The following is a 26,757-nucleotide window of genomic DNA, read 5'->3' as shown; positions in this document are numbered from 1 at the left end:
ACTTATCACAACCAATAACATGTTAAAAAATCACTTTAAAATAGCGCTTAGGAATTTGTGGAAACACAAAGTATTCTCGTTTATTAACATCACCGGTCTGTCTATCGGTATCACCGCGTGTTTTTTTATTTCGATGTATGTGGCTTTTGAGCTTAGTTACGATAAGTTTAATACCAAGGCCGACCGTATTTATCGTTTGGTAACGGATATTAAAACACCATCTGAAACCATTAACACAGATGCCACATCCTGGGCTTTTGCACCTAACTTGAAGGCGGATTTCCCGGAGATAGAGTCGTTTGTGCGTGTACAACGTCAGGACTTCCTGATTCGTAAGGACAACATCAAATTCCAGGAAGACAACTGTATGTTAGCCGACTCGTCGTTGTTTAAGGTTTTTGATTTTAAACTTATCAAAGGCGATCCAAAAACAGCATTGAAGGCGCCTACAAGTGTCATATTTTCAGAAACTGCTGTAAAAAAATACTTTGGCGACAGCGACCCAATAGGTAAAACTGTTTTAATATCCGGCGATGCCGTACCTGCTCAGGTTACCGGTGTAATGAAAGATATGCCTGCTAACTCGCAGATAAAAGCAGATGTCCTGCTGTCTATGACCAGCCTGACGCAAAAATTCCGTCCGGATATAGATACTCAGTGGGGTAATTATGGTGCTAATACGTACCTGTTGCTTAAACCAGGTGTAAACGCCAAAAGCTTGCAAACTAAATTTCCTGCCTTTGTAGAAAAGCATAACGGCGTAGATGCAAGGCGCAATAAGATGTTTGCCACTTTATTACTGGAACCATTAAAAGATGTGTACCTGCACTCTACCAGGGGCGGGCAGGAAACCGGCAGTATGAGTAATGTTTATATTTTTAGCATTGTGGCTGTGTTCATACTACTTATTGCCTGTATCAACTTTATTAACCTTACTACTGCACGCTCTGTAGAAAGGGCCAAAGAGGTAGGTATACGTAAAGTGGTTGGTGCAGCAAAAGGCGAGCTGGCAGGGCAGTTTATTGGCGAGTCGGTGGTGTTATGTATTATCGCGTTTTTAATCACCCTTGCCTTATCGGCTTTGTTGTTGCCAACTTTTAATCAGCTTTCGGGTAAGGTTATTAGCCCGGGTATATTTTCAAACTCATCATACATTCTAATTCTTTTTGTTGTAGCAGTAATTATTGGTGTACTTGCAGGCATATACCCGGCAGCAGTATTAACTTCATTTAAACCTGTTATGGTGTTGAAGGGCCGCTTTTCTGCGGGTACTAAAGGCAATCTGCTGCGAAAAAGCCTTGTAATAGTACAATTTACAGTTTCAATAGTGCTTATTATCGGCACCATCATCGTATATAATCAGATGAACTTTATGCAAAACCGCGATCTGGGCTTTTCTAAAGATCAGATGCTGGTCTTTAGTACTGATAATGATAGCGGTAAACAAGCTTTTAAACAGGCTGTAGACGGTATACCGGGTGTTAAGGCAACCACATTTTCATCAAGTGTACCAGGCGGTGGCTATAACGGTGCTTACTCAGAAATTGAAAATAATAAAGGAGACCTGCAAGTGGCCAATCTTGCACTATATTTTGTAGACTTTGATTACATCAAACAGTTTGGTATAAAGATGGTGGCCGGTAGGCCTTTCTCCCGCGACTTTATCAGTACTGATACCTCTCAGGCTATGATCATCAATGAGGAAGCCGCAAAATTATTCGGTTATACCTCACCTCAGCAGGCTGTGGGCAGGCGCTTTAAACAATGGGGACGTGAGGGCAAGATAGTGGGAGTGATGAAGAATTTTCATTACAAATCTTTGCAAGAGAAAATTGAGCCTTTAACAATGCGTGTTGAACTTAATGCTTTAAGCCTGATCTCGATCAAAGTAAATACCGCAAATTTAAAAGGCACATTGGCAGATATTGAAGGTAAATGGAAACAATATATTCCAAACAAACCGTTTAGTTACTTCTTTTTAGATGAGTTTTTCGACAGGCAGTACCGTAGTGAACAACGCTTTGGCAAGCTGTTTTTCAATTTTGCCATACTGGCTATTGCTATATCTTGCCTGGGCTTGTTAGGTTTGGCATCTTACAGTACCTATCAGCGTACCCGCGAAATAGGCATACGCAAGGTTTTAGGTGCTTCAACGCCCGGTATTGTGAATATGCTGTCTACCGATTTCATGAAACTGGTGCTGATCTCGTTTTTTATTGCAACGCCTCTTGCCTGGTATTTCATGCACAAATGGCTGCAGGATTTTGCTTACCGTATTGATATTCAATGGTGGGTATTCCTGGTTGCTGGTGTGCTTGCAATGATAATTGCGCTCACAACTATCAGTTTTCAGGCTATACGTGCCGCACTGGCAAACCCGGTGAAAAGTTTAAGGAGCGAATAATAAGATTACCTTGCGATAACGTCTCATGATCAAAAACTATTTAAAAACCGCCTGGCGCAACCTGCTAAATAACAAAAGTACATCATTGATCAGTATGGCTGGTTTAGCCGTTGGTATATGCTGTTTTTTGCTGTTAATTACATACATAATTAACGAACTCCGGTATGATAGGTTCAACATCAATGCCGACAGGATTGTACGTGTGGCTTACAGTGTTAAATCTGCAGATGATAAGGAAACGCGCACAATTGCTGTTACACAAACGGCCCCTGTGCCTGTTTTTAAACAGGAGTTTGATGAGATTGAAGACGGGGTTCGCATTTTTAATTACTCATCCTCGAGGCCTGCAACTATCCAATATAATGATAAGCTGATTGCTGAAAAAAATGTGTTGGCTGCTGATCCATCTTTTTTTAAGATATTTAGTTTTAAGTTTTTGAAAGGGAATGCAGTCGCCGCTTTTTCAGATCCCTTATCAGTAGTTATCACACAATCTATTGCTAAAAAATACTTTGGCGACGAAAACCCGGTAGGTAAGGTGTTAAAGGTCAACCAAAATAAAAACCTGGCAGTTACCGGTGTAATTGAAGATGTGCCGGCTTACTCGCAAATAAAGTTTGATTTGATGGTTAATGCCGCCAGTATGGAGTCTCCAAAGGTTTACAAGTGGGATTCTGCTAATAACTACTCTTACCTGTTACTTAAGCCAGGGGTAAGCATGCAAAGCGTTCAAAACAAAATGAACGCTTACCTGGATCGTTTAATGAAAGCAACTCCTGGCGGTACAAAATCATGGTATACGCTGGAGCCGCTTACAAATGTTCATTTACGTTCGAAGGCAATTTACGGATTGGAGCCTGGCGGCAATATCAAATACATTTATATACTGGGGATTGTAGCCTTAGTGCTTTTACTGCTGGCTTGTGTAAACTTCCTAAATCTTGTTACGGCGCGCTCTGCCGAAAGAAGCAAAGAGATTGGCGTAAGAAAAGTAATGGGTGCTTTACGCGTGCAACTGTTCAGCCAGTTTATCATTGAGGCGGGCATTATCACATTTATATCACTGGTGACAGGCGTTGTGATAACAGCGTTTATTTTTCCGCTTTTCAGCGATTTTGCTGGTCAGCAGTTGAGTTTTTCAACTTGGAATGTTTCATGGCTTGCACTTGCTTTAATAACTTTACTTGTAGGGGTAACTTTTTTAGCGGGTATTTATCCATCGCTTTATTTATCGGCGCTTAAACCTGTAGCATCGTTAAAGGGCAGGTCGAATTCAAAGTCTGGCGGCAACATGGTAAGGCAATCGTTAGTGGTGTTTCAATTTGTGGTATCGGTATTCTTTATAATCAGTACGTTGATAGCCATACGGCAGTTAAGCTATATGCGCAGTTTAGATACCGGTATAAACCGGCAGCAAATTGTAGTAATAGATATTGGTGGGATGCCTTTCAGCAGCATTGAACCGTTCAAAACGGAGATTTCCCGTCAACCGGAAGTATTATCTTCCACGGCAAGTTATGATTCGCCGGTTAATATTCGCGGAGGGTATACTATTAATAGTGCCGAAGGTAAAGCATCTAACTTTGAGCTATCTGTAACAGCTATCCCGGTAGAAAAAAATTTCACCAACACTTTAGGAATAAAGCTAATAGCAGGAAACGAGTTTAATCTGAGCGATGAAAAGCAGGTACAGGATACCGCTTTCAATAATCGTAGGTACAGCTTTATACTTAATGAGACTGCTATCAAAGCAATGGGATGGACGCCTGAGGAAGCTATTGGCAGGCGAATGAACTTAAACGGCCGTGCAGGTACCATAAAAGGAGTGGCTAAAGATTTCAACTTTGCATCGCTGCACCAGGAAATAACGCCGATGGTAATGTTTGCCGAGTACGACTGGTTTGGCAAAGTACTCGTAAAAACCACGGGCCGTAGAATGGCAGCAACCATTGAAAACATACAGGCGCAATGGAAAAAGTTTTACCCTAACAGTCCTTTTGAATATTATTTTCTTGACCAGGAATATGAGGAGATGTACAAAACGGAACAGCGTACCGGTGCTATTTTAACTGCATTTACCGGTGTTACCATATTTATCTCCTGCTTAGGCTTGTTTGGTTTGGCTGTCTTTTCAACACGCCAGCGTATAAAAGAAATAGGCATACGCAAAGTACTGGGCGCAGGGGTATTAAGCATTACCAGGATGGTATCTTTTGAGTTTTTAAAGCTTGTAATCATCGCTATAATCATTGCATCACCTTTAGCTTATAGCTTTATGCGTACCTGGCTGCAGGACTTTGCCTTCAGGATACAAATACAATGGTGGATATTTGCTTTAGCAGGCGGTTTAGCTATCGTTATCGCGTTTTTAACGGTGGGATACCAGTCTGTAAAAGCCGCGCTTAGCAATCCGGTACAAAGTATACGATCAGAATAAAGAAACGCTCAACACCTTCACAATGCTTAATACTAACTTCAAGATAGCCTGGAGGAGCTTATGGAAACATAAAGCTTACTCTCTCATCAATATCATAGGTTTAACAGCAGGTTTAACAGCCTGTTTAATTGTTGCGACCGTTGTTTTCGATGAATTATCATACGATAAACAATGGACTAAAGGCGATAACATATACCGCATACTATCGGTAAATGCTAATGTTAAAGACGAAGGCGTTATGCCGGTAGCATTCTCGGGCATTGCACCGAATCTGAAAAAAGACCTGCCTGAAGTGATTGATTACTGCCGTGTTTCTGTTGGTGAGAGCCGGTTAAAGTTCAACGAAAATGCCGAAGGCGTATCCTTTAATATACTGCATGCCGAGCCCTCCGTATGGAACCTGTTTGACTTTAAAGTTCTCCAAGGTACGCCCCGCAGTTATGTCAAAGGATATACTAATCTGGTAATCAGCAAAAGTATGCAGCAGCAATACTTTAAAGGTAATAACATGATAGGTAAGGTAATATCTACAGTGCCCGATTATGGTAAACCCAAAAAATATCTAATAACAGGCGTTATTGAGGACATGCCGCAAAATACACATTTAAGGGCACAGGCCATGGCGATAGCCGAGCACAAGCCCGAGAGCAATGCCATGCCTGTTGAAGACACTTTTTATTATTTCGAAACCCAGTATGTTCTGCTAAAGCCAGGTGTAAATATCAATTCGTTCACGGACAAGGTGAACAACTGGTATAAATCAAAACTAAAAAATAAGAAAGTTGATTACCTGCTTAAATTTCAACCTTTAAAAGATGTTTACTTAAAATCTGATTTTGCCTCAGTACAAACTGTACATGGCAGTATGCGTAATGTATACATCTTTGCCGGGGTAGCGGTGCTATTGCTATTAATAGCGTGTATAAACTTTGTGAACCTTACCATTTCCAGGGTGTTCACTCGGGCAAAAGAAACCGGTGTACGTAAGGTGCTTGGTGCAGCAAAAGGACAGCTGATCATTAGGTTTCTGGCTGAATCGGTATTATTCTTTGTAATTGCTTTAGCGCTTGCTATGGTTCTTTATCCGCTGACATTACAGCCGGTGCAAACCTATATTGGCCATACACTTGTCGTTAATTTCTATGATTCTGTTTTTTTGCTGTCGACCGTATCGGTTGTTTTATTAGTAAGTATAGGTACCGGTTTGTACCCGGCATGGTATCTTTCAAGGCCTCAGCCTACAGTGATACTTCGCGACAAACTATCTGGGGATGTTGGCCTTAACACTTTAAAAAAAGTATTGCTGATTGGTCAATTCGCCATTTCGGTAATAATTATTGTGGTCACACTGGTGGTACATAGCCAAATCACCTTTATGAGCAGTAAAAATTTAGGCTTTGATAAAGAAAACCTGGTCAACCTTGATTTTACCGATTGGGGCACAAGCGGCGAAGCCTTTAAAAATGAAGTGAAACGTTTGCCCGGAGTATCCAACGCCAGCATCAGCGACTGGTATCCATCATCGGGCTCTGGCAGTATGTCAAGAATGGTTGATGTGGGTGGCGAAAAGCTGAACGTATTTTTTATACAGGGTGACGCCGATTTGCCGGCAGTACTTAAATTGCACTTACAATCAGGCAGGTTGTTTGACCCACAGTCGGCTACTGATGCTATCGACCAGGATTCATTGATGAACCAGGGCAGAAGCCCGGAAACAAAGGCTTTGATACAGCAGCAGCCGCTTATTGCTACCACGTATACTGCCGGTTTGCTTGGCCTGAAATTAAATAGTAAAACACCAAAGTTTGAGGGCATACCTGTTGGCATTGTCAGCAATTTTTACAGCGAATCGTTACATAATAAACTTAAGCCAACCCTTATACAGGCTATAAGTACTCCTAAATATGGCGCTATGCTGATAAGGGTGTCGCCTGGGAAAAACAGGGCATTCCTGACCGCATTAAGTAAGCTGTATAAAAGTTATTATCCCACCAAACCATTTAAGTATAATTGGGTGAGCGATCTGGTTAACGAGCAGTATAAAACCGAACTTAAGTTGCAGCAGCTTTTTACTTGTTTTAGTATATTAACATTGTTTTTGGCCTGCCTTGGCTTATTTGGGATGGTAACCTTTACGGTTGAGCAGCGGGTTAAGGAAATAGGTATTCGTAAAGTGCTGGGAGCCGATGTAATTGATATTATCAACCTGATATCAAAAAGTTATCTCATTTTGGTGATGCTGGGTTTCATAGTGGCAGCGCCGTTAGCCTGGTATGCTATGGACAAATGGCTTCAAAACTTCGCGTATCGTATTAATTTAAACTGGTGGTTGTTTGCACTGGCAGGCATAGCTGCGATAATTATTTCTTTACTTACTATCAGCCTGCAATCTGTAAAAGCTGCATTGGCTAATCCTGTTAAAAGCTTAAGGAACGAATGATATCGTGAGCAGTAAGTACGGAATGGTGAATAGTGAGTGGTTGGTTGACAATATTCAGGTTTTATTAAATATTGTAAAAAATTATATCGATTCAACATTCCTTACTTAATACTTACTATTCACCATTCACAACTCCCCATTCTGCATTCCATTGTATCATTACCGAACGCACGATGTACAGAAGCGTACAGTCAAGTCGTATTGAAATCTATATAAGTTGCTGATAATTAAATAACTAAGTTTTTGGTATGTTATTCATGCCAGCAATACCAAAACTGTTTTAGAAATTGCAGATCAAATAATCTATTAATTTATCATTTACATTACCAACCAATGTTATCACTGCAACACATTTCAAAGTATTATCAGGTAGGCGGAAATAAAAATTACGTAATTAACGATATAAGCCTGGATGTTGATGAAGGCGAATTTGTTTCAATAATGGGTCCTTCAGGCTCTGGCAAATCAACTTTGCTGAATATTATCGGCATGTTAGACGAGCCATCAGGAGGCTACCATTACTTTGTAGATCAACCGGTGCATCAGCTTAAAGAAAAGCAGCGTTCTGCCCTTTATAAACAGTATATCGGCTTCGTTTTTCAGGCATATCATCTTATAGATGAGTTAACCGTTGCAGAAAATATCGAAACACCCCTTATTTACCAGAATGTAAAAGGATCTGAACGTAAAGCGATGGTAGCTGATATGCTGGACAGGTTTCAGATAGTAGGAAAAAAAGATCTTTTTCCTTCACAATTATCTGGTGGGCAGCAGCAACTGGTTGGTATTGCCCGGGCGCTTATTGCCAAACCCAAATTACTGCTTGCCGACGAGCCTACAGGTAACCTTAACTCTAAACAAGGCGAAGAGATTATGGAACTGTTTAAAAAGCTTAACAAGGAGGATGGTGTTACCATCATACAGGTAACACACTCAGAAAAAAATGCCGAATACGGTTCGCGCATTATCAACCTGCTGGATGGAAGGGTAGAGTCATCCAAAAACCTTTGAATTTTAACACAAAATGCGACACTTTAAATCAATACTTTTTAGTTTAATTATTTTAGTACCGGCCCTGGCCCACAGCCAAACTGCCGACAGCGTACTTACTTTACAACAATGCATAGATATCGCATTAAAAAATAACCTTGATGTCAGAAAAAGCGGGCTCGACCTGCAAAGGGCCAAGGTTGATAAAAATCAGGCGAAGGAAAACCTGTTGCCCTTTATCAGCGCGCAGGTTGATCATGGTATCAACAATGGTCGCAGCATTAACCCATACACTAACACTTATGTTGATCAATCCTTAAAATTTGCCAATTACAATGCAAACGGTGATCTAACCTTATTCAGCGGGCTGCAGAATCTGAACAAGATCAAGCAAACTTCACTGGCATATAAGGCAGGACAGATGGATTTTCAGCAGGCTAAAGACCTGGTAACTATAAACACCATTACCGCCTATCTGCAGGTGCTGGATAATGCCGAGTTACTTGCACAGGTAGAAAACCAGGTGCAGGTTTCAAAAAAACAACTGGACAGGCTGGAGATACTTGAAAAAAAAGGCGCCAATAAGCTTCCGTCAGACCTGTATGATCTAAAAGGAACCTATGCCGATAACCAGGTTAATTATGTAAACGCTAAGGCAACTTATCAAACCTCGAAGCTTAACCTGTTACAGATATTGAACATCCCGTACCGTGCAAACCTTAATTTCGAGAGAATCAGCGGAAGCGATATTGTTAAGCAAGATAACACATCAGACGAGGTGTACCAAACCGCATTAAACCAGTTGGCTTATGTAAAAGCTGCTACTTTAAGGCGTCAGAGTGCTGAAAAAGGAGTTTCGGCTGCAAAGGGGGCTTTATTTCCAACGGTGTCGTTATTTGGTGGATTGAATACTAACTATTCAAGCGCTGCACAGTTGAATGATAAACCGATAAGATACTGGGATCAGTTTAAAAACAATTATAATACCCAATTTGGTGTAACCGTACGCATACCAATACTTAACTATTTCCAAAATCGTAACAAGATTACTCTCGCCAAGATTGATCTGGAAGAACAGAAGTATGTTGAAGAAAACACAAGGGTGCAATTACGACAAAATGTTGAACAGGCTTATATGAACATGAGCAATGCCTATGATCGTTATCAGACACTGCAGGAACAGGTAAAAGCTTATGCAGAGTCGTTCAGAATTGCAGAGATACGTTTCAATGCAGGTGTACTTACCTCGGTAGATTACGTACTTGCTAAAAACTACCTTGATAGGGCCAATCTGAACCTTATCAATGCACGCTATGATTGCTACATCTACAATAAAATATTAGATTATTACCAGGGCCGTTTATCACTTTAATTAAACCTTATACAATTACAACCCGGCCTGTATTAACAAGCCGGGTTTATTTTTAGCAATTATTTTTGCACCAACAGTTACCTGTCAACACAAAAACACGTATATAGTGTTAAACGATATAAATCAAATTAAACCAATGAAAAAATCATTACTTACCCTTTGCATAGTTATAGCCGGTATTACCGCCGGTAAAGCGCAGTTATTGCCAAGCGTTCAGGTAGGGGCCAAGGCTGGTGTCAACCTTTCAAGTTTATCCAATACATCAGGTACATTCAGTGCCGATAACCGCGCCGGTTACCTGGCAGGTATATGGGCCCGCTTTGGCGCAATCGGCTTCAACTTTCAACCAGAGCTGTATATCACCAGCAAGAATGTAGATATCAATACCAGTAATGGTACAAGCGGCTCAGCTAAGTTTACAAGCATTGATGTGCCATTACTTTTAGGTGGTAAAATTGGCGCTTTTGGCCTGGGCGGCAGGTTTTACGCCGGTCCGTTGCTTTCTTTCGCTATTAATAAAGACAACAATTTCGGCTCGGCAGTTGGCGATGCTGCACGTTTGCGTTACAAAGACTCAAACTTTGCTTTAACAGCAGGCGCCGGTGTTGATATCCGCAGAATTTCTATCGACCTGCGGTATGAAGCCGGCCTTACCAAGCAAGAGTACATAGACGGTTCTACTAACATTAAAACACGTGTGAGTTTATTCAACCTATCATTAGGCTACTCTTTCTTATAAGCGTTGTATTTGTTAGGATTTATGTAAAAGCTGCCTTTATAGGTGGCTTTTACAGTTTAATAGGCATGGGTAAAGGAAGGGGGCAGATAAATGATCGCAAATGTTGCAAGTTTATTATAGGTTACGATATTTGATAGATTATTATTCAAATTAAGCAGATATGCCATTAAATATAGTCTACCAGAGAGAATTAACGCTTAATCCTGGTGAATTTATAGACGTTTTAAATCGCAGCACCTTAGGCGAACGCAGACCTGTTAACGATGCCGATCGCATTACAGCCATGCTTCAAAACGCCAATCTGATCATAACGGCTCGTGTAGATGGTAAACTGGTTGGCGTATCCAGGGCCCTTACCGATTTTGCTTTTTGTACATACCTTTCTGATCTGGCGGTAGATGAAACTTATCAAAAGCAGGGCATTGGCGTTAAGCTGATACACGAAACAAAGAAACACTCGCCGCAGGCTAAACTCATATTGCTGGCTGCACCCAAAGCGGTGGGTTATTACCCTAAAACAGGGATGACCAATTTTACCCATTGTTTTCTGCTTGATGACATCAACGATTTAAAGATCAAAGAGGAATAAGATTAAAGCGATTGTGTACTATAATGTTCAGGTTTCCCAGATCTTACATCGCCTGTATTGTAAAATTTATAACTTTTGTATTAAGATAACGTTATATAAATGTATATTGAATATAACCAGTTTGTTAAGCCGTGCGTTTGCTTGTAAATTATTTGTTTGTACTGTATCTGATAGTACCATTAACCATCGCTAAAGGGCAAGGGCAGCAAATTCGTGTTGATTTTTTTAAAGACCCATTTATTATTTCAATTAATGGGAATGAATTATCCAAGACAAGCATAAACCCAGACTTTAAAGCTGGCGACTTCCAGGCAGCTTATGCAAATGTTATCACAGCAAATTATTATTCTTTAATAGATTCACTTAAAGCATATAAAAACCGGCATCAATTGAACGATTGGTTGTATTACCAGCTTGTTCGGCGTGTTGCACAGCAAATAGCGCCTAAAGAGCGTAATTACGGTACGTATACTTTTTTTAAGTGGTTCATGCTTACCCGGTCTGGTTATGATGCAAGGTTAGCGTTGTCGGGTAAAAAGGTGATCTTTTACGTTTACAACGATGAGGATATCAGAGATATTCCTTATTTCATGGTAGATGGCAAACAGTATGTATGTTTAAATATTCATGATTATGCCAACGCAAATTTAAATGAAGACCCGCCGGTTCCTGTAAAGCTGCCGGTTGCTGAGGCCATACATCCATTTTCTTATAAGGTTAACATGATGCCCGATTTTAAGCCCGAGCATGATGTTGAAAAAAGCATGTCCTTTAAATATGGGAGCAAAGTTTATCACTTTAAGTTAAAGCTTAATTCTGATCAGGAAAAGGCATTTATCAACTATCCGGGTGTGAATTTCGAAACCTATTTTAATATTCCGTTAAGTAAGCAGACCTATAGCTCTCTTATCCCTATCCTTAAAAAGAATCTTAAAGGTATGGATCAGCAAAAAGGAGTGGACTACCTGATGCGTTTTACCCGTTATGCATTTTTATATGAAAACGACAGTGAAAACTATGGAAAGGAGAAACGCCTTTCCCCTGGAGAAACGCTTGCAGCAAAGTACAGTGATTGCGACGACCGAGCGGCTTTGTTCTTCTATTTGGTTAAAGAAGTGTATAATCTGCCTATGATAGCCCTTTTATATCCTACACACATTACCATGGCTGTTGAATTTAACAGCCCGGTTGGAGAGCCTGTAGTATACAATGGCAAAATTTACTCGGTTTGCGAACCCACTCCACAGTCAGAAGATCTGGCAATTGGCCAACTGTCGGCTAAATTAAAAAGTGTGCCTTACCAGGTAGTGTATGCTTATGATCCGGCTGGTAATCACTAAATCATAAAAACTTATCACTTTCCCGGTAAGCTTGTATTACCTTTTTTTCGCCCTCTTTCCCTGGCTGCGAATTGCCGTGCTCCATACCTAAAATGCCTTTGTAGCCTTTTTTATGTAAAAACTTAAAGATATTTTTGTAATTAACTTCGCCGGTCGTAGGCTCGTTCCTTCCCGGATTATCGCCTATCTGGAAATAGCCTATCTCATCCCAGGTAAATTTAATGTTATTGATAAGGTTACCCTCGTTTTTTTGCATGTGGTACATATCATACAAAATTTTACAGGAAGGGCTGTTTACCGCTTTGCAGATCATGTAAGTTTGGGCTGAATTACGCAGGTATAGATCGGGCGTATCGCTCAAGGGCTCCAGAACCATTACAATGCCATGAGGCTCAAGCATCTCCGTACCTTTGCGTAAGGCTGTTATTACATTGGCATTTTGTATATCTAACGGTAGGTTGCGTTGAAAATCTCCCGGAACAACTGTAGCCAGTTTTCCTCCGCAACGTTTAGATACTTCTACAGCTTGTTTACATCCTTTTAAAAAAATGTCAATATGTTCCTGTTTACCGGCAGTTAAAGTATTGGCGCCATTACCACCTTTATCTACTACAAAAACACCCATTTGCATGCCTAACTTTGCTAGCAAGTTACCAATTTTTTCCTGCTCTTGAGGCGTGCGGGCGGCCATTCCGTTATCTTCAATTGCCCGAAAGCCCTGATCATACATAAAGCGTATCTGGTCAAGAAAGTTGTTACCAGCCAGGTTTTTGAACATGCCATCATGCGGGGCATAGTTTAAGTTAAATGGCGCGGTTGTTTCAACGGCCGTTGCGTTACTATTACAACTTGCTGCTGTACTTCCTAAAACCGCATTACCGCTTAATACTGCGCCGGCTGCCAAAACACTGTTTTTTAAAAAAATGCTTCTGTTCATGATCTGGGAAACTGATTAGGGCTGTAATATCACATTTTACAATTAAATACCATAGTAAACTGCATTATTCTATACAAAGTTTACTTCGTAATAAATATAAAATTACAACTAATTACACTAAGCTATTTTAAATTTAAAATAAACTTTGTAATTATGCCTAACCAATTATACATCAAATTTTACCATCTATATATGTCTCCACACAAGGAATATCAGCTGTGGCCTGATGCAGAGTTGCTGAAACTGCTCAGGAATGACGATCGTATGGCATTTGAGGTTCTGTACAATAAGTATTCATCTAAGATTTATTATGCCGCTTACAATCTTTTCCGCGATAAGGATGTGTGTGAAGACCTTGTACAGGAATTATTTATCGACTTGTGGGCAAAGCGTAACCAGCTAAATATAAACTCGGTGGAGTGGTACCTGAAGGTGGCAATCAAAAACAGGGTATTAATGTATATACGTACAAAAAAAGCTACGCTTGATCTTTCTGCAATTGCTATGTTAACCGAAAAGTATACTACAGACAGTAAGGTGATGCAGAAAGATATCAGTGGCCTGCTTGATGAAAATGTCAGGCAGCTACCTGATAGATGCCGTGAGATATTTACACTAAGTCGAAAAGAATATTTATCTAACAAGGAAATTGCATCCAAGCTTAATATTTCTATCAAAACGGTAGAGAACCAAATAACCATTGCGCTTCGCTATCTGCGTACCGGCCTTAACGATTACCTTCCGCTGGTGATAGCCGTTTTGTTACTACAGCTTTTCTAAGCATCTTTTTTTAATATTTTTTTTAATTTTTATTAGGGGGTGCATACCGTCGGTGCATCTTACATATAATAAACCAAATGAGAAAGTTCACTTTTCTGAGAAAAAAAATTGAAGCAAAAGACCGCGTTTTGCAGGAAAAGCTTGTAAATGAATATTTTAACAAGCTTGAGCTTGGTGGCAGGTCTGCTAAAGATCAGAACGCTGACTTTGACCATGCTGCCGTTTACCAGCGTATTACAACGGCTATTAATCAAACGCCCGAAAAAAAGGTGGCCTCTAATAAAAAGTGGGTGGTTGCTGCATCGTTAATTGTGTTAATTGCTGTTACAGGGATTACTTACAAGTACCGTACTACAATACTTGATGTGGTATCGCCAATAGCAAAAATAGAGATTACGACATCAAAAGGGCAGATAGCAAGTTTAACTCTTGCGGATGGGACAAAGGTTTGGATAAACGGCGAGAGTAAACTGACTTATCCGGAAGAGTTTCGTGGTGAAAAGCGGGAAGTTCAATTAACCGGAGAAGCTTTTTTTGATGTAGCACATGATGCTAATAAGGCTTTTATTGTAAATACAGGTAGTATAAAAACACATGTGTTGGGTACAAGCTTTAATGTGAAGGCATATAAAGATGAGGATTATATAAAAGTTGATGTAGCAAGCGGAAAGGTAGGTGTAGTTGCCCCATCTGTTAAAACCGTATACCTCACACCCAAACAGGAGGCTGTAATTGATAAAAACAACTATGCTGCCATTAAAAACCACGGCGTAGATATGGGGGTACTGACCAGTTGGAGGGATGGTAGTTTTATAGTTAAAAATATGCCATTACCCGAGGTGTTAAGCGCAATTCAGCGTCGTTTTGGGATTAAGATAAAAGCAGATGATAACCTTGTAAATTGTTCAATTACTGCCAATTTTACTAATGTGTCATTTGAGAATGTAATGAAGATTGTTTCTAAACTGGTTAAAGGCCGCACCATAGCAGTTGATAATGGTAACAGCTACCAGCTTAGAGGTAAAGGATGTTAATAAAACCAATTGTATAAAAGATATAAAACCAACTATCCATTAACCTAAATTAAAAAACAGATGATAACATAATTACATAAAAAACCCTGCTCAAATAGGCATTTGATACAGGGTAATTAAAATGCCGGGTTATTATTAAGTATACGTTACCGAGGTCCAATTCAGATAGCGTATTACTTGAGTTTCAAACACTTTAATTTATTCAAATCTATGAATATATCTCTATTTTCAAATGGAGTGGTTCGTTATGTATTAATATTAATGAAATTTACCTCGCTCGCCTGCTTTGCTGTCTGCCTGATGTGCTTAACCGCTGTTGCAGACACTTCTTATGGTCAGAAATTTTTAGAGCAAACGGTAACGCTTAAGCTAAAAGACCTAAAGCTTAGCGATGCCCTTGATAAAATTGCGGCCAATAATCAAGTGAAATTTGCTTATGCAGACAACTTGTTAAAGCAATCGTACAGGGTAAATCTAAATGTTAATAATAAAACCGTTAAGGAAGTACTTAACGAGGTTTTAACTCCTTTTAACCTTGGTTACAAGGTTATTGACGACGTGATTGTTATTGGCGAGCATTCAGCCGATGCATCTACTATTACAGCTAATAAGTTTAGCTCAGTTAACGCAACAAAAATAACAGGTACCGTTGTAGATGATACCAACCTGCCGCTGCCTGGTGTTACTGTTAAAGTAAAAGGTACTGCTATAGCTACCGTATCAGATGTAAACGGTAAGTTTGTAATTGAAGCACCAAATGCTGATGCAACTTTAGTATTCAGCTTTATTGGCTTTGAAACAAAAGAAGTACCACTAAATGGTCAAACCGCAGTTAATGTACAACTAAAAGCTGCTGCGAACTCGCTTAACGAGGTTGTAGTAGTAGGTTACGGTACCCAGAAACGTGTGAACGTTATCGGCGCGGTTGACCAGGTTACTTCTAAAGACATTGAAGGTAAACCGGCTGTAAACCTTACCCAGGCATTGCAGGGAACTTCTCCTAACTTAATTATTCAGCAAACCAGTAACGAGCCCGGCGCTTACCAAACTATCAATATTCGTGGTGTAAGTACTTTTAATAATAATAATCCTCTTATTGTTATTGATGGTATTACAGGGGGAGACCTTAATCTTTTAAACCCTAATGATATAGAAAGCATTTCAGTGTTAAAAGATGCAGGTAGTGCCGCTATTTATGGCTCACGCTCTGCTAACGGTGTAATTTTGGTTACTACTAAAAAAGGAAGTAAAAATGGTGGCGCGCAATTAACTTATAACGGACAGGCTGGCGTACAGGTACCCCACGTAGGTTATAAACCAGTACATTCTTATGAAAACGCCATGCTGCGCAACGAGGCAGTGGTAAATGCTGGATTAACACCAATCTACTCACCTGCACAAATACGTCAGTTTCAACAGGAAGGCGACCACGAGTGGTTTTTAGACGAGATCTTGCAGAACGCGGTTCAGCAAAATCATAATTTAAGCCTATCCGGCGGTAATTCCACATCAACCTACCTGGTATCTGCAGGTGTGCTTGATCAGCGCAATAACTTAGTTGGCCCGGGCTACGGTTTAAGGCGATATAATTACAGGATGAACCTAAGCTCCGAGTTTGGCAGGTTGAAGTTGACCAGCATATTAGCATACTCTCGTACAGAGATCAAAGAGCATTCTTTCAATACGGGTACATTGATAGTTGATGCGGGCCGTACACCAACTTATTATCCAATAAAAGATGAAAACGGCAACTATCTTACAAATGATGTACTTGCTGAGTTTAACCCGCTTGGTATACTTGAAAAAGGTGGTTACCGCAAACGCGATAATGATAACATTTTTGGTAACCTGACTGCTGAGCTTTCTATCACCAAAGATCTGAAACTGAAAGGTGTTTTTGGAGGTACATTATTGTCGAACCACATGTTTGGCCGCGTAATGCAGGTTAACTTTTTACCAAAAGGTTCTTATGGATCCGACAGAAACACAACTGATGATAACAATAAAAACCTGTTTATCAACTCGCAGTTTTTAGCACAATACACTAAAACTTTCAATAAAGATCATAACGTTGATATATTGATTGGCGTAGCTAACGAGTCGACCAATAACGAAGCTAACTACCTGCGTTTAAAATATACCGATCCGGAATTAGGAACGCCTGTAACCGGTACAGTTATTGAAACATCATCAACAGCAACAAATAATAATAAGACTGAAAATAGCCTTAATTCAATATTTGGAAGGGCATCATACTCTTACAAAAACAAATATTACGGAGAGGTTGATTTCAGGGTGGATGCCTCATCAAGGTTTGCCCCTCAAAACCGCGATGCTTTCTTCCCATCTGTAACGGCTGGTTACCGCCTTACTGAAGAAAATTTTATGCAGAATTACCGCAACAATGTGGGAGATTTAAAGCTACGTGCTTCTTATGGTATATTGGGTAATCAAAGTGTTCCCGATTACCAGTTTTTAAATACTTATGGTATTTCTACAAGTTCATATTATGCCTTTAACAATCTACCGGTAAGTACAGCAACTATTAATTTTGCTAACCCGGATATCCGCTGGGAAAGGGCTTCTACTTTTAACGTAGGGGCAGATGCAACTTTCTTTAAAAACGCTCTTACTGTCTCTTTAGATTATTTCAATAAAGTAACAAGGGATATTTTACTGCCGCCGGTTGTGCCTGGTACTTTTGGTGCAGGGCTGCCAAATTATAACGCCGGCGAAGTCCAAAATCGTGGATGGGAGCTTAATGTAACATATCGGGCCAAAACCGGGGCCTTTAATCACAGTTTTTCGTTTAACGTAGGCGATACCAAAAATAAGGTTCTAAAGCTTGAGGGAGGCGATCAGCTACGCAGTTACGACGAAATGCAACTATTAAACAAAGTGGGCTTGCCAATAGGTTCTTACGTGGCCTTAAAACGCGATGGATACTTCCAAAACCTTGATGAAGTGCAAGCAGGACCTAAGCCGAACGGTTTAACAGTAGCGCCTGGTGATAACCGGTATGTTGATGTAAACGGCGATGGAGTTATTGATGATAACGACAAATTTGTTTTCGGCAGTGGTTTCCCTCGTCTGACCTTTGGTTTTACTTATAACCTTAACGTTAAAAACTTCGATGTAAACTTGTTCTTCCAGGGCGTAGGTAAACGTAACATGTTTGTACGTGGTGAGCAGGTTGAGCCGTTTCACGTAAATTATTCACAGGTAATCTACCAGCACCAATTAGATTACTGGACACCACAAAACCCTGATGCACGCTATCCTCGTCTGTCAGCAAGCGGAAGCCAGTCAAATGAAAACAATTTCCGCCGGGGCTCTGATATGTACTTGTTTGATGGTAAATATATAAGGCTTAAGAATGTGCAGATCGGCTATACCTTATCACAAAACGTAGCTAAAAAAATAGGAATGAGAAAAGTGAGGGCTTATGTTACAGGGCAAAATGTGCTGACGTTTTCACCTATGAAGTTCATCGATCCTGAATCAACAGAGTTAGGTGGCAACGTATCTGCAGGTGGCGCCAACAGTGCCAGAGCATATCCGCTGCCAATTTACTATGGTTTTGGTATTGATCTTACACTTTAATCTACACAGGACATGAAAAAAACTAATATCAATAAAATAGGTTTCGCTTTAATGCTTATTACATCGCTTACGGCATGTAAAAAGCTTGATCTGGTACCAACTAACAAGTTTACCGATGCTAATTATTGGACAACCACCGATAAAGCCAATAATGTTTTAAATACAGCATATTCACAAATATCCAATAGCGGTTATTTTTTCTCAAATGAAGCGCTGTCAGACAATGCCTATAATGGGCGTGGAGATATTAATGGCGTAGCTTCTATTGCGGCCGGCACCTATGACCCATCGCTTGGCCGTTTAAAAGATGAGTGGGGTTACCACTATTCGGGCATAAAAACCTGTAACATCTTTTTAGAGAATGTAGACAGGGTTGCTTCTATGGACGCCAATTTAAAAGCGCGTATGAAAGCAGAAGCAAGGTTTATACGTGCATGGCATTATTTCATGCTGGAAACCTGGTGGGGCGATGTGCCTTTAATTGAAAAAGACCTTACTATCGAAGAATCAAAAACTATAGCACGCACACCTAAAGCACAGGTTATCGACTTTGTTTTAAGTGAGCTTGATGCGGCTGCAGCAGATCTGCCTGTTAATACAGCTTTGCCAGCAGAAGACCGCGGCAGGGCAACCAAAGGCGCTGCCATAGCGCTTAAAGCAAGAGTATTGTTGTATGAAAACAGATGGGCAGACGTGGTTACTGAAACCGAAAAACTTATTGGAAAAACTGATTACGGCACCTATTCGCTTTTCCCGTCTTATGAGGGCTTGTTCTTATCTCAAAACGAATATAACAGCGAAGTAATGTTTGATCTTCAGTATATCCCGCCGTCAGTTGGTACCAGGTTTTATACCGATTTCAGGGACATGGCGCCATTATCTGTAAACGGCAGGCTTAATGCCATAGCACCAACACAGGAATTGGTAGATAGCTATCTAATGCTGAATGGTAAACGCATTGGCCAGCAAGGATCTGAATATAATGAAAACAATCCTTATGAAAATCGCGATCCACGCTTAACGTATACCGTTGTTTATCACTTATATCAGTGGAAAAAGCCTGATAACAGTATCAAGGTTATTTATACCAAGCCAGGTACCGATCCGGATCAGGCGCATCCTGACGAGTATTCACCAGGTTCAATTACCTCACCAACCGGTTATTATACCCGTAAATACTATGATCCCACTTCTAATGCCGCGGATTTTGGCTCGGGCTTAAACCTGATACTGATACGATATGCAGACGTATTATTGATGTATGCCGAAGCAAAAATGGAATTAGGACAGATGAATGCTTCCGTATGGGACCAAACCATAAAGGCTATTCGTTCACGTGCCGGCTTTAGCCAAACCACTGCGCTTAACTATCCATCGGTAAGTGATAGCGAAATGCGTGAGATTGTACGTAACGAGCGCCGCATTGAATTTGGTATGGAAGGCTTGCGCATATTTGATATACGCCGTTGGAAAATTGCCGAAGATGTACTGAACGGATGGGCGCATGGCGCCAAATTTGGCCCTGCCGGTGTAGATGATGGTTATATCAGGGCCAATCAACGCACATTTGATCCGAGTAAGGGTTACTTATGGCCAATACCAAGGGATGAAAGGGCCGTTGATCCTAACCTGACACAAAACCCGGGATGGTAATAAACACATTTTGTAAAAAGAATTCAAAAATCAAATAAGATCATGAAAAATATTTTTTACTGCTTAAGTGCAGGTGTAATGGCATTACTGTTAGTAACAGGCTGCAAAAAAGATAAAACTATAGATACTGCTGATGTAACCCCGGTAAACAACCTGTTTGCGCCAGAGGATGCAAAGTATGTAAAGATTCCGTCAGGCGCTTCTGGCTCAGTATCATTTGAGTGGGAGCAGGCGCGCGCTGCAGATAATGGGTTGGTTTTATATGAAGTGGCATTTGATAAAGAGGGCGGAGACTTTTCATCGCCTCTTTATTCGGTGCCCTCTGATGGCAATGGTTTATACAACAAATTAACCCTGTCTTACAGCGATTTGAATAAAATTGCATCTATGGCCGGCGCTAAACCACAGGAAACAGCAAGTATAATCTGGACTGTACGTTCATCAAGGGGTGTAAATGTAAAAAACAGTACAACAACCCATACCATTCAGATTGAGCGGCCGGTTGGTTTTGAAAGCCCGGATGCGGTTTATTTAACAGGATCTGCAACAGAAGCCGGAACAGATGTAAGCCAGGCCATAAAGATGAAGAAGGTAGGTGATGGCAAATTTGAGGTTTATACTTCGTTAAAAGCAGGTACTTATCAGTTTATTGACAGCAAAACAGGTGGCATCAAAAAGTTCTCTTATGATGGAACCAGATTAGTTGAAGATGGCGAAACAACCTTTACAGGTGACACCAAAGTGGTTAAACTGGAAGTAAGCTTTTCTGATGCGCTGTTTAAAACTACAGAAGTTACGAAAGTAAGCCTATGGTTCTCACCCGATAATAAATTCTGGTTTGATTTGCCATATACAAGCAATGGTACATGGGAGGCAGATAACAAAACTATTGATCTATATGAAGCAAGCTGGGGACTGGATGAGCGTTATAAATTCAGGTTTACGTTCAAAAATGCTGATGGTTCAACTACCGATCAGTTTTATGGAAGTGTAAATGCAGACAACAGTGCAGCTACAGCAAGCACACCTGCATCATATTATTACATGGTTCCTGTAAATAATTCACAATGGGATTATACTTATAAATTTAACCATGATTTTAATAACAAAAATGCAGATATCAAGGTGATGTTTAATGCTGACGTCCCTGCTTATATGCACACTGTAACAGTTAAACAATAAAGTTTATAAACCTGGTAGGTAGAAATTTCTGCCTACCTATTAAATTAAGTTTATGACTATAAATATTAAAAATATAAAAAAGCTTGCGCTGTTAAGTACCGCTGCTATAGCGTTAACATCGTGCTTAAAAGATAAACCCTTTCCGCTTTACGGCAACAAGCCATCGGCAGTAATCAATTACACATTTGCCGAAACTGCTGATACGTTGCAGGATAAAACTTATTCTACATTTTTATCATCAAACGGGAATTATTTTGTTGCAAATAATCAGGGAAGCACCACTTTTAATTACTGGCCCCAGGCCCATACACTTGATGCATTAACGGATGGCTTTTTACGCACCAAAAATGATGTATACAAGCAACGCATGAAATCGTTATTAAATGGCATTTACAAAACCAACGGCAACCATTGGGAAAATGACTATTACGACGATATGGAATGGCTTGCCCTTGCAACTTTACGCGGATATAATGCCACAAAAGACGCAGATTATCTTAACGCTGCTAAAATTTTATGGACAGATATCAAAAAAGGTAAAAACGATAATGAAGGTGGTGGTATTGCATGGCGTAAATCTCAACCTACCTATAAAAATACACCAGCTAATGCACCTGCTATAATTTTTGCAGCACGCTTATATCAGTTAGAAAAAAACCAGGCAGATCTTGATCTTGCGAAAGAGCTTTATACCTGGTTAAAAGGCAAATTGCTTGATGGAACTGGTATTGTGTGGGATGGTATAAACTCTAAAGGCGATGGCCAGATAGATAAAAACAAGTTTACTTACAATCAGGGTGTTTTTATGGGTGCAGCTTTAGAGTTGTACAACGCTACCGGTGATGGAGCTTACTTGACTGATGCGATCACCAATGCTGATGCCACAATCAAAGACCTTGACATTTCACCAGGTGGCTTACTTAAGAACGAAGGTCAGGGCGATGGTGGTTTATTTAAAGGCATACTGGTTAGATACCTTACCCTGCTTACCCTTAAGGACGATGTACCTTCTGCAAAACGCGACGCTTATGCAACTTTTCTGAAGTATAATGCCGAAACATTGTTTGCTAAAGGAATAAGCAGGCCAGATTTTATGGTAAGTCCTGATTGGAAAACCAAGCCATCTGGAACAACAGATTTAACAACACAAATAAGTGGAGTTACAACGATAGAAGCCGCGGCTACATTAAAAGCAGCAGGCAAATTTTAAACATTGAGATGATCTTCCGGTAAACTTACCGGAAGATTTTTTATTTTACACCCAAAAAAAGTAATGAAGAGAAGGCAGTTTATAGGTAGCACCTCGCTATTAGGTGCAGGAGTATTAATGAGCAAGTTATCGTTTGCAGCATCTGCTGATGCTGCATTTCCTGTTGTAAGGGTACCGGCTTCGCAACGCAGGTTTAAAAGCGCTTCAATAGAAAAGGCTATAAAAGAATTTAAATCAAAAGTTAAAAATCCTGAATTGGGATGGCTTTTTGAAAATTGTTTCCCTAACACACTTGATACCACAGTAACCTATAAAAACTTAAATGGTAAGCCAGATACATATGTAATTACCGGCGATATTGATGCTATGTGGCTTCGGGATAGCAGTGCGCAGGTTTGGCCATATATCGCTTTCATCAATAAAGATAAGGAGCTTAAAGATCTGGTTGCTGGTGTTATTAACCGCCAGGTGACCTGTATACTGCGAGACCCATATGCCAATGCTTTTTATGATGACCCTAACAAAGTAGGTGAGTGGAAGGATGATATTACTGATATGAAACCCGGTTTACATGAGCGTAAATGGGAGATCGACTCATTATGCTATCCCATCCGCTTAGGTTACAAATACTGGAAACTTACGGGTGATACTACACCATTTGACGCTCGTTGGAAATCGGCTATACAAAGCGTGTTAAAAACTTTTAAAGAACAGCAGCGCAAAGAAAGCGACGGTCCATACTCGTTTCAACGTAAAACTGCCTGGGCTACAGATGGCGTACCGATGAATGGTTTTGGCTATCCTGTTAAACCTGTAGGCCTTATCTGCTCGGCTTTCCGCCCAAGCGATGATGCTACCATTTACTCATTTCTTATCCCTTCAAACTTTTTCGCGGTTACCAGTTTGAAACAAGCTGCTGAGATGGTGAGCAATATTTCAAAGGACAATGCTTTAGCTGCCGAACTTACTGCACTTGCCACCGAGGTGGATACAGCTTTACAAAAGCATGCGGTTATAGATCATCCTGAATATGGTAAGGTGTATGCCTATGAAGTAAACGGCTTTGGCAGTTTCAACTTAATGGATGATGCAAACGTGCCAAGTTTGTTGGGCATGCCCTATCTGGATGCTATTAAAAATACCGATCCAATTTATATTAATACACGAAAAATGTTGTTATCGCTTAATAACCCATTTTTCTTTAAAGGTACAGCAGGCGAGGGTATCGGCGGCCCGCATATTGGTAAAGATATGGTTTGGCCTATCAGTATTATCATAAGGGCTTTAACAAGCAATGATGATAACGAGATCAAGACATGTATTGAAATGTTACGTAAAACACATGGCGGCACCGGCTTCATGCACGAGTCGTTCCATAAAGATGATCCAACTAAATTTACCAGAAAATGGTTTGCATGGGCAAATACGCTTTTTGGTGAATTACTTTGGGAGACTTATACGCAAAAACCACAATTATTAGGCTAAATTAAAGTTAGTTGATATATTTAGCCAAATTAAATAACTGTTAAATTAACATCTATTCATGAGAAGTACTTTAAAGTATGCTTGTTTGCTTGCAGGCATGTGTGTGAGTTCTTTTGCACACTCGCAGGCAACAAAAGCGCCGGCCTATCCGCTGATCACCCATAACCCTTATTTTAGTGTCTGGTCTTTTACCGATCAGTTAAACGAATCGACTACCGTTCATTGGACAGGTAAAAACCAATCACTATTAGGATTGATTAAAGTAGATGGTGTAACCTACCGTTTTATGGGGCAGCAACCGGTAACTTATCGTACGCTTGTAGCATCAGGCGAAGAACAACCATACACATGTAAGTATACCGAAACTGATCCGGGTGCAAACTGGGAAAAATCAGACTTTAATGACAGCTCATGGAAAAACGGCACAGCGCCTTTTGGTGATGATGCAAAACAGGTAAAAACTGTTTGGACCAGCCGGCATTTATGGGTACGCCGAACCTTTTCTTTTGTGAAAACTGATGTAAATAAACTCATACTCAGGCTTCGCCATGACGATGCAGCAGAAGTTTACCTGAACGGCGAAAAAATTAACGTTAGTGAAGGTGCCAATGGCGACTTACAACCCATTGAGTTAAGTAAAAGCGTTTTGAGCAAATTAAAAGATGGCGAGAATGTTTTAGCAATGCATTGCGAAAATACAGGTGGTGGCGCTTGGCTTGATGCGGGCTTTGCCGATGAAGTTAAACCTGCAGCATACAAAAATCTTAAAGATGCCAAACAAATAGGGGTGTTGATTACGGCTACACGTACTGTTTATAAATTTAATGCAGGTGATGCGAGCCTGGAGCTTGCTTTTACTTCGCCTTTGCTTATGGATAACCTGAGTTTAATGTCGAGGCCGGTTACTTACATTACTTATAAAGTAAGATCAACCGATGGTAAACAACATGATGTACAGGTTTATCTTGGTGCATCAGCCGATATTGCCCGTAACAAACCAACACAGGAGGTAATCGCTACAAAATCTACAGCAAATGGCCTGAACATTTTAAAAGCCGGTACTAAAGAACAGCCATTGTTGAAGAAACGGGGTGATGATTTACGAATTGATTGGGGTTATATGTATGTTGCTGCACCGACTGCTGAAAACGCTTCGCAATACATTAGCAACGATGATGAGGCAATCGGCTCATTTGCGGGCGCTATTAAACCTGCTGCAACCAACGGCACAAGTGTTATGCTTAATACCGTTATACCATTCGGAAAAGTAGGTAATGCACCTGTAGAAAAGTTTGTAGAGTTAGGGTACGATGATATATATTCAGTTCAGTATTTTGGTAAAAACCTGCGCCCTTGGTGGAATAAGGATGGCAAAAAAACAATAATAGGCGAACTACAGCAGGCCGCAGCAGATTACAAACGAATAATAGCAAAATGTATGGCGTTTGATGATCAAATGAGTATTAAAGCTGCCGCAGCAGGTGGTGAAGAATACGCCAAACTATGCGCTATAGCATACCGTCAGGCTATTTCGGCACATGCGTTGGTAAGAAGCCCTCAAGGGGATATTTTGTTCTTATCAAAAGAAAATTTTAGTAACGGTTCCATTAATACTGTTGATGTTACTTATCCTTCGGCACCATTGTTTTTGGTATACAATCCTAATTTACTTAAAGGTATGCTTAATGGTATATTCTATTATAGTGAAAGCGGTAAATTTGCTAAACCCTGGGCCGCGCATGATTTGGGTACATATCCATTAGCAAATGGCCAAACCTACGGCGAAGATATGCCTGTTGAAGAATCGGGTAACATGGTTTTGCTTACTGCGGCAATTGCCAAGGCAGAAGGCAATGCTCAATACGCAAAAAAACATTGGAAAACTCTTACACAATGGGTTAACTTTTTAGTAGAAGACGGTCTTGATCCTAAAAATCAGCTTTGTACCGACGATTTTGCCGGTCACCTTGCCCGTAATGCTAATTTGTCGCTTAAAGCCATTAATGGTATAGCTGGTTATGCTATGCTCGCCAATATGCTTGGTGACAAAGCCACTTACAACAAATATAACGCTATTGCAAAAGATTATGTCAATAAATGGATGCAAATGGCTGATGCAGGTGATCACTACTCGCTGGTATTTGGAAAACCCGATACATGGAGCCAAAAGTATAACCTGGTATGGGATAAACTGCTGGATTTGGATAACTTCCCCAAAGAGGTATATACTAAAGAGATCAAATATTATCTTACCAAGCAAAATGAATTTGGTTTGCCGCTCGATAGCCGTAAAACCTATACTAAATCTGACTGGATTATATGGACAGCTTCATTGACCGACAATCCACAGGATTTTAAGGCGCTGATAGATCCGATTTATAAATTTGCTACCGAAACACCTACCCGTGTTCCGCTTAACGATTGGCACGAAACTACTAATGGTAAGCAAGTAGGTTTTCAGGCGCGTAGCGTTGTAGGCGGATACTTTATGAAGGTGCTGGAAGAAAAATGGAAGAATAAATAGCTATTATTAATAATTGAAAAAAGTGCAATGGAATAATT

17 protein-coding genes are annotated in these 26,757 nt (G+C 40.3%); 16 read left to right on the top strand and 1 reads right to left on the bottom strand.

The features are described 5' to 3' along the window. The first annotated feature begins 19 nt into the window (after positions 1-19). From ACFQZX_RS09850 to ACFQZX_RS09815, 8 genes are all read left to right on the top strand, one after another. On the top strand, positions 20-2,404 hold the full coding sequence (locus ACFQZX_RS09850) for an ABC transporter permease (protein WP_377114463.1): 2,385 nt from the start codon (positions 20-22) through the stop codon (positions 2,402-2,404). 25 nt (positions 2,405-2,429) lie between these two features. Next, positions 2,430-4,841, top strand: a complete 2,412-nt coding sequence (locus ACFQZX_RS09845; protein ID WP_377114461.1) for an ABC transporter permease — start codon at positions 2,430-2,432, stop codon at positions 4,839-4,841. 22 nt (positions 4,842-4,863) lie between these two features. Then, positions 4,864-7,281: an ABC transporter permease gene (locus tag ACFQZX_RS09840; protein ID WP_377114458.1), complete on the top strand. Its 2,418-nt coding sequence runs from the start codon at positions 4,864-4,866 to the stop codon at positions 7,279-7,281. A gap of 333 nt (positions 7,282-7,614) precedes the next feature. Next, positions 7,615-8,292, top strand: a complete 678-nt coding sequence (locus ACFQZX_RS09835) for an ABC transporter ATP-binding protein (protein WP_377114455.1) — start codon at positions 7,615-7,617, stop codon at positions 8,290-8,292. A gap of 13 nt (positions 8,293-8,305) precedes the next feature. Next, entirely contained in the window at positions 8,306-9,643 is a 1,338-nt protein-coding gene (locus tag ACFQZX_RS09830; RefSeq protein WP_377114453.1) for a TolC family protein, read from the top strand. A 136-nt stretch (positions 9,644-9,779) separates the two neighbouring features. Then, positions 9,780-10,382, top strand: coding sequence for a porin family protein (locus tag ACFQZX_RS09825; RefSeq protein WP_377114451.1), 603 nt, complete (start codon positions 9,780-9,782; stop codon positions 10,380-10,382). A 160-nt stretch (positions 10,383-10,542) separates the two neighbouring features. After that, positions 10,543-10,971: a GNAT family N-acetyltransferase gene (locus tag ACFQZX_RS09820; protein WP_377114448.1), complete on the top strand. Its 429-nt coding sequence runs from the start codon at positions 10,543-10,545 to the stop codon at positions 10,969-10,971. Positions 10,972-11,102: 131 nt separating this feature from the next. After that, on the top strand, positions 11,103-12,311 hold the full coding sequence (locus ACFQZX_RS09815; protein WP_377114445.1) for a hypothetical protein: 1,209 nt from the start codon (positions 11,103-11,105) through the stop codon (positions 12,309-12,311). A 1-nt stretch (position 12,312) separates the two neighbouring features. On the opposite strand, the gene ACFQZX_RS09810 is transcribed toward ACFQZX_RS09815, so the two are convergent. After that, the gene (locus ACFQZX_RS09810) at positions 12,313-13,248 is read right to left on the bottom strand and encodes a hydroxypyruvate isomerase family protein (protein WP_377114442.1); all 936 of its coding nucleotides are present in this window, start codon (positions 13,246-13,248) and stop codon (positions 12,313-12,315) included. Positions 13,249-13,440: 192 nt separating this feature from the next. Between ACFQZX_RS09810 and ACFQZX_RS09805 the strand changes: the two genes are divergently transcribed. From ACFQZX_RS09805 to ACFQZX_RS09770, 8 genes are all read left to right on the top strand, one after another. Then, positions 13,441-14,028, top strand: coding sequence for an RNA polymerase sigma-70 factor (locus ACFQZX_RS09805; protein ID WP_377114439.1), 588 nt, complete (start codon positions 13,441-13,443; stop codon positions 14,026-14,028). Positions 14,029-14,105: 77 nt separating this feature from the next. Continuing rightward, positions 14,106-15,062, top strand: coding sequence for a FecR family protein (locus ACFQZX_RS09800; RefSeq protein WP_377114437.1), 957 nt, complete (start codon positions 14,106-14,108; stop codon positions 15,060-15,062). A 210-nt stretch (positions 15,063-15,272) separates the two neighbouring features. Continuing rightward, complete coding sequence (locus ACFQZX_RS09795; RefSeq protein WP_377114435.1) at positions 15,273-18,665, top strand: TonB-dependent receptor; 3,393 nt, start codon at positions 15,273-15,275, stop codon at positions 18,663-18,665. A 12-nt stretch (positions 18,666-18,677) separates the two neighbouring features. After that, positions 18,678-20,318, top strand: coding sequence for a RagB/SusD family nutrient uptake outer membrane protein (locus ACFQZX_RS09790; RefSeq protein ID WP_377114432.1), 1,641 nt, complete (start codon positions 18,678-18,680; stop codon positions 20,316-20,318). A 42-nt stretch (positions 20,319-20,360) separates the two neighbouring features. Then, on the top strand, positions 20,361-21,500 hold the full coding sequence (locus ACFQZX_RS09785; protein ID WP_377114430.1) for a SusE domain-containing protein: 1,140 nt from the start codon (positions 20,361-20,363) through the stop codon (positions 21,498-21,500). A gap of 52 nt (positions 21,501-21,552) precedes the next feature. After that, the gene (locus tag ACFQZX_RS09780) at positions 21,553-22,710 is read left to right on the top strand and encodes a glycoside hydrolase family 76 protein (RefSeq protein ID WP_377114427.1); all 1,158 of its coding nucleotides are present in this window, start codon (positions 21,553-21,555) and stop codon (positions 22,708-22,710) included. A gap of 63 nt (positions 22,711-22,773) precedes the next feature. Next, complete coding sequence (locus tag ACFQZX_RS09775; protein WP_377114424.1) at positions 22,774-24,195, top strand: glycoside hydrolase family 125 protein; 1,422 nt, start codon at positions 22,774-22,776, stop codon at positions 24,193-24,195. A 58-nt stretch (positions 24,196-24,253) separates the two neighbouring features. Beyond that, complete coding sequence (locus ACFQZX_RS09770; protein ID WP_377114422.1) at positions 24,254-26,719, top strand: glutaminase domain-containing protein; 2,466 nt, start codon at positions 24,254-24,256, stop codon at positions 26,717-26,719. Positions 26,720-26,757 lie beyond the last annotated feature (38 nt).

Origin of the sequence: Mucilaginibacter litoreus, assembly GCF_042676805.1 — a bacterium.
Taxonomy (GTDB): Bacteria; Bacteroidota; Bacteroidia; order Sphingobacteriales; family Sphingobacteriaceae; genus Mucilaginibacter; species Mucilaginibacter litoreus.
The sequence above is the reverse complement of the archived record's forward strand: the minus strand, read 5'-3'. Positions and strand labels throughout refer to the sequence as shown.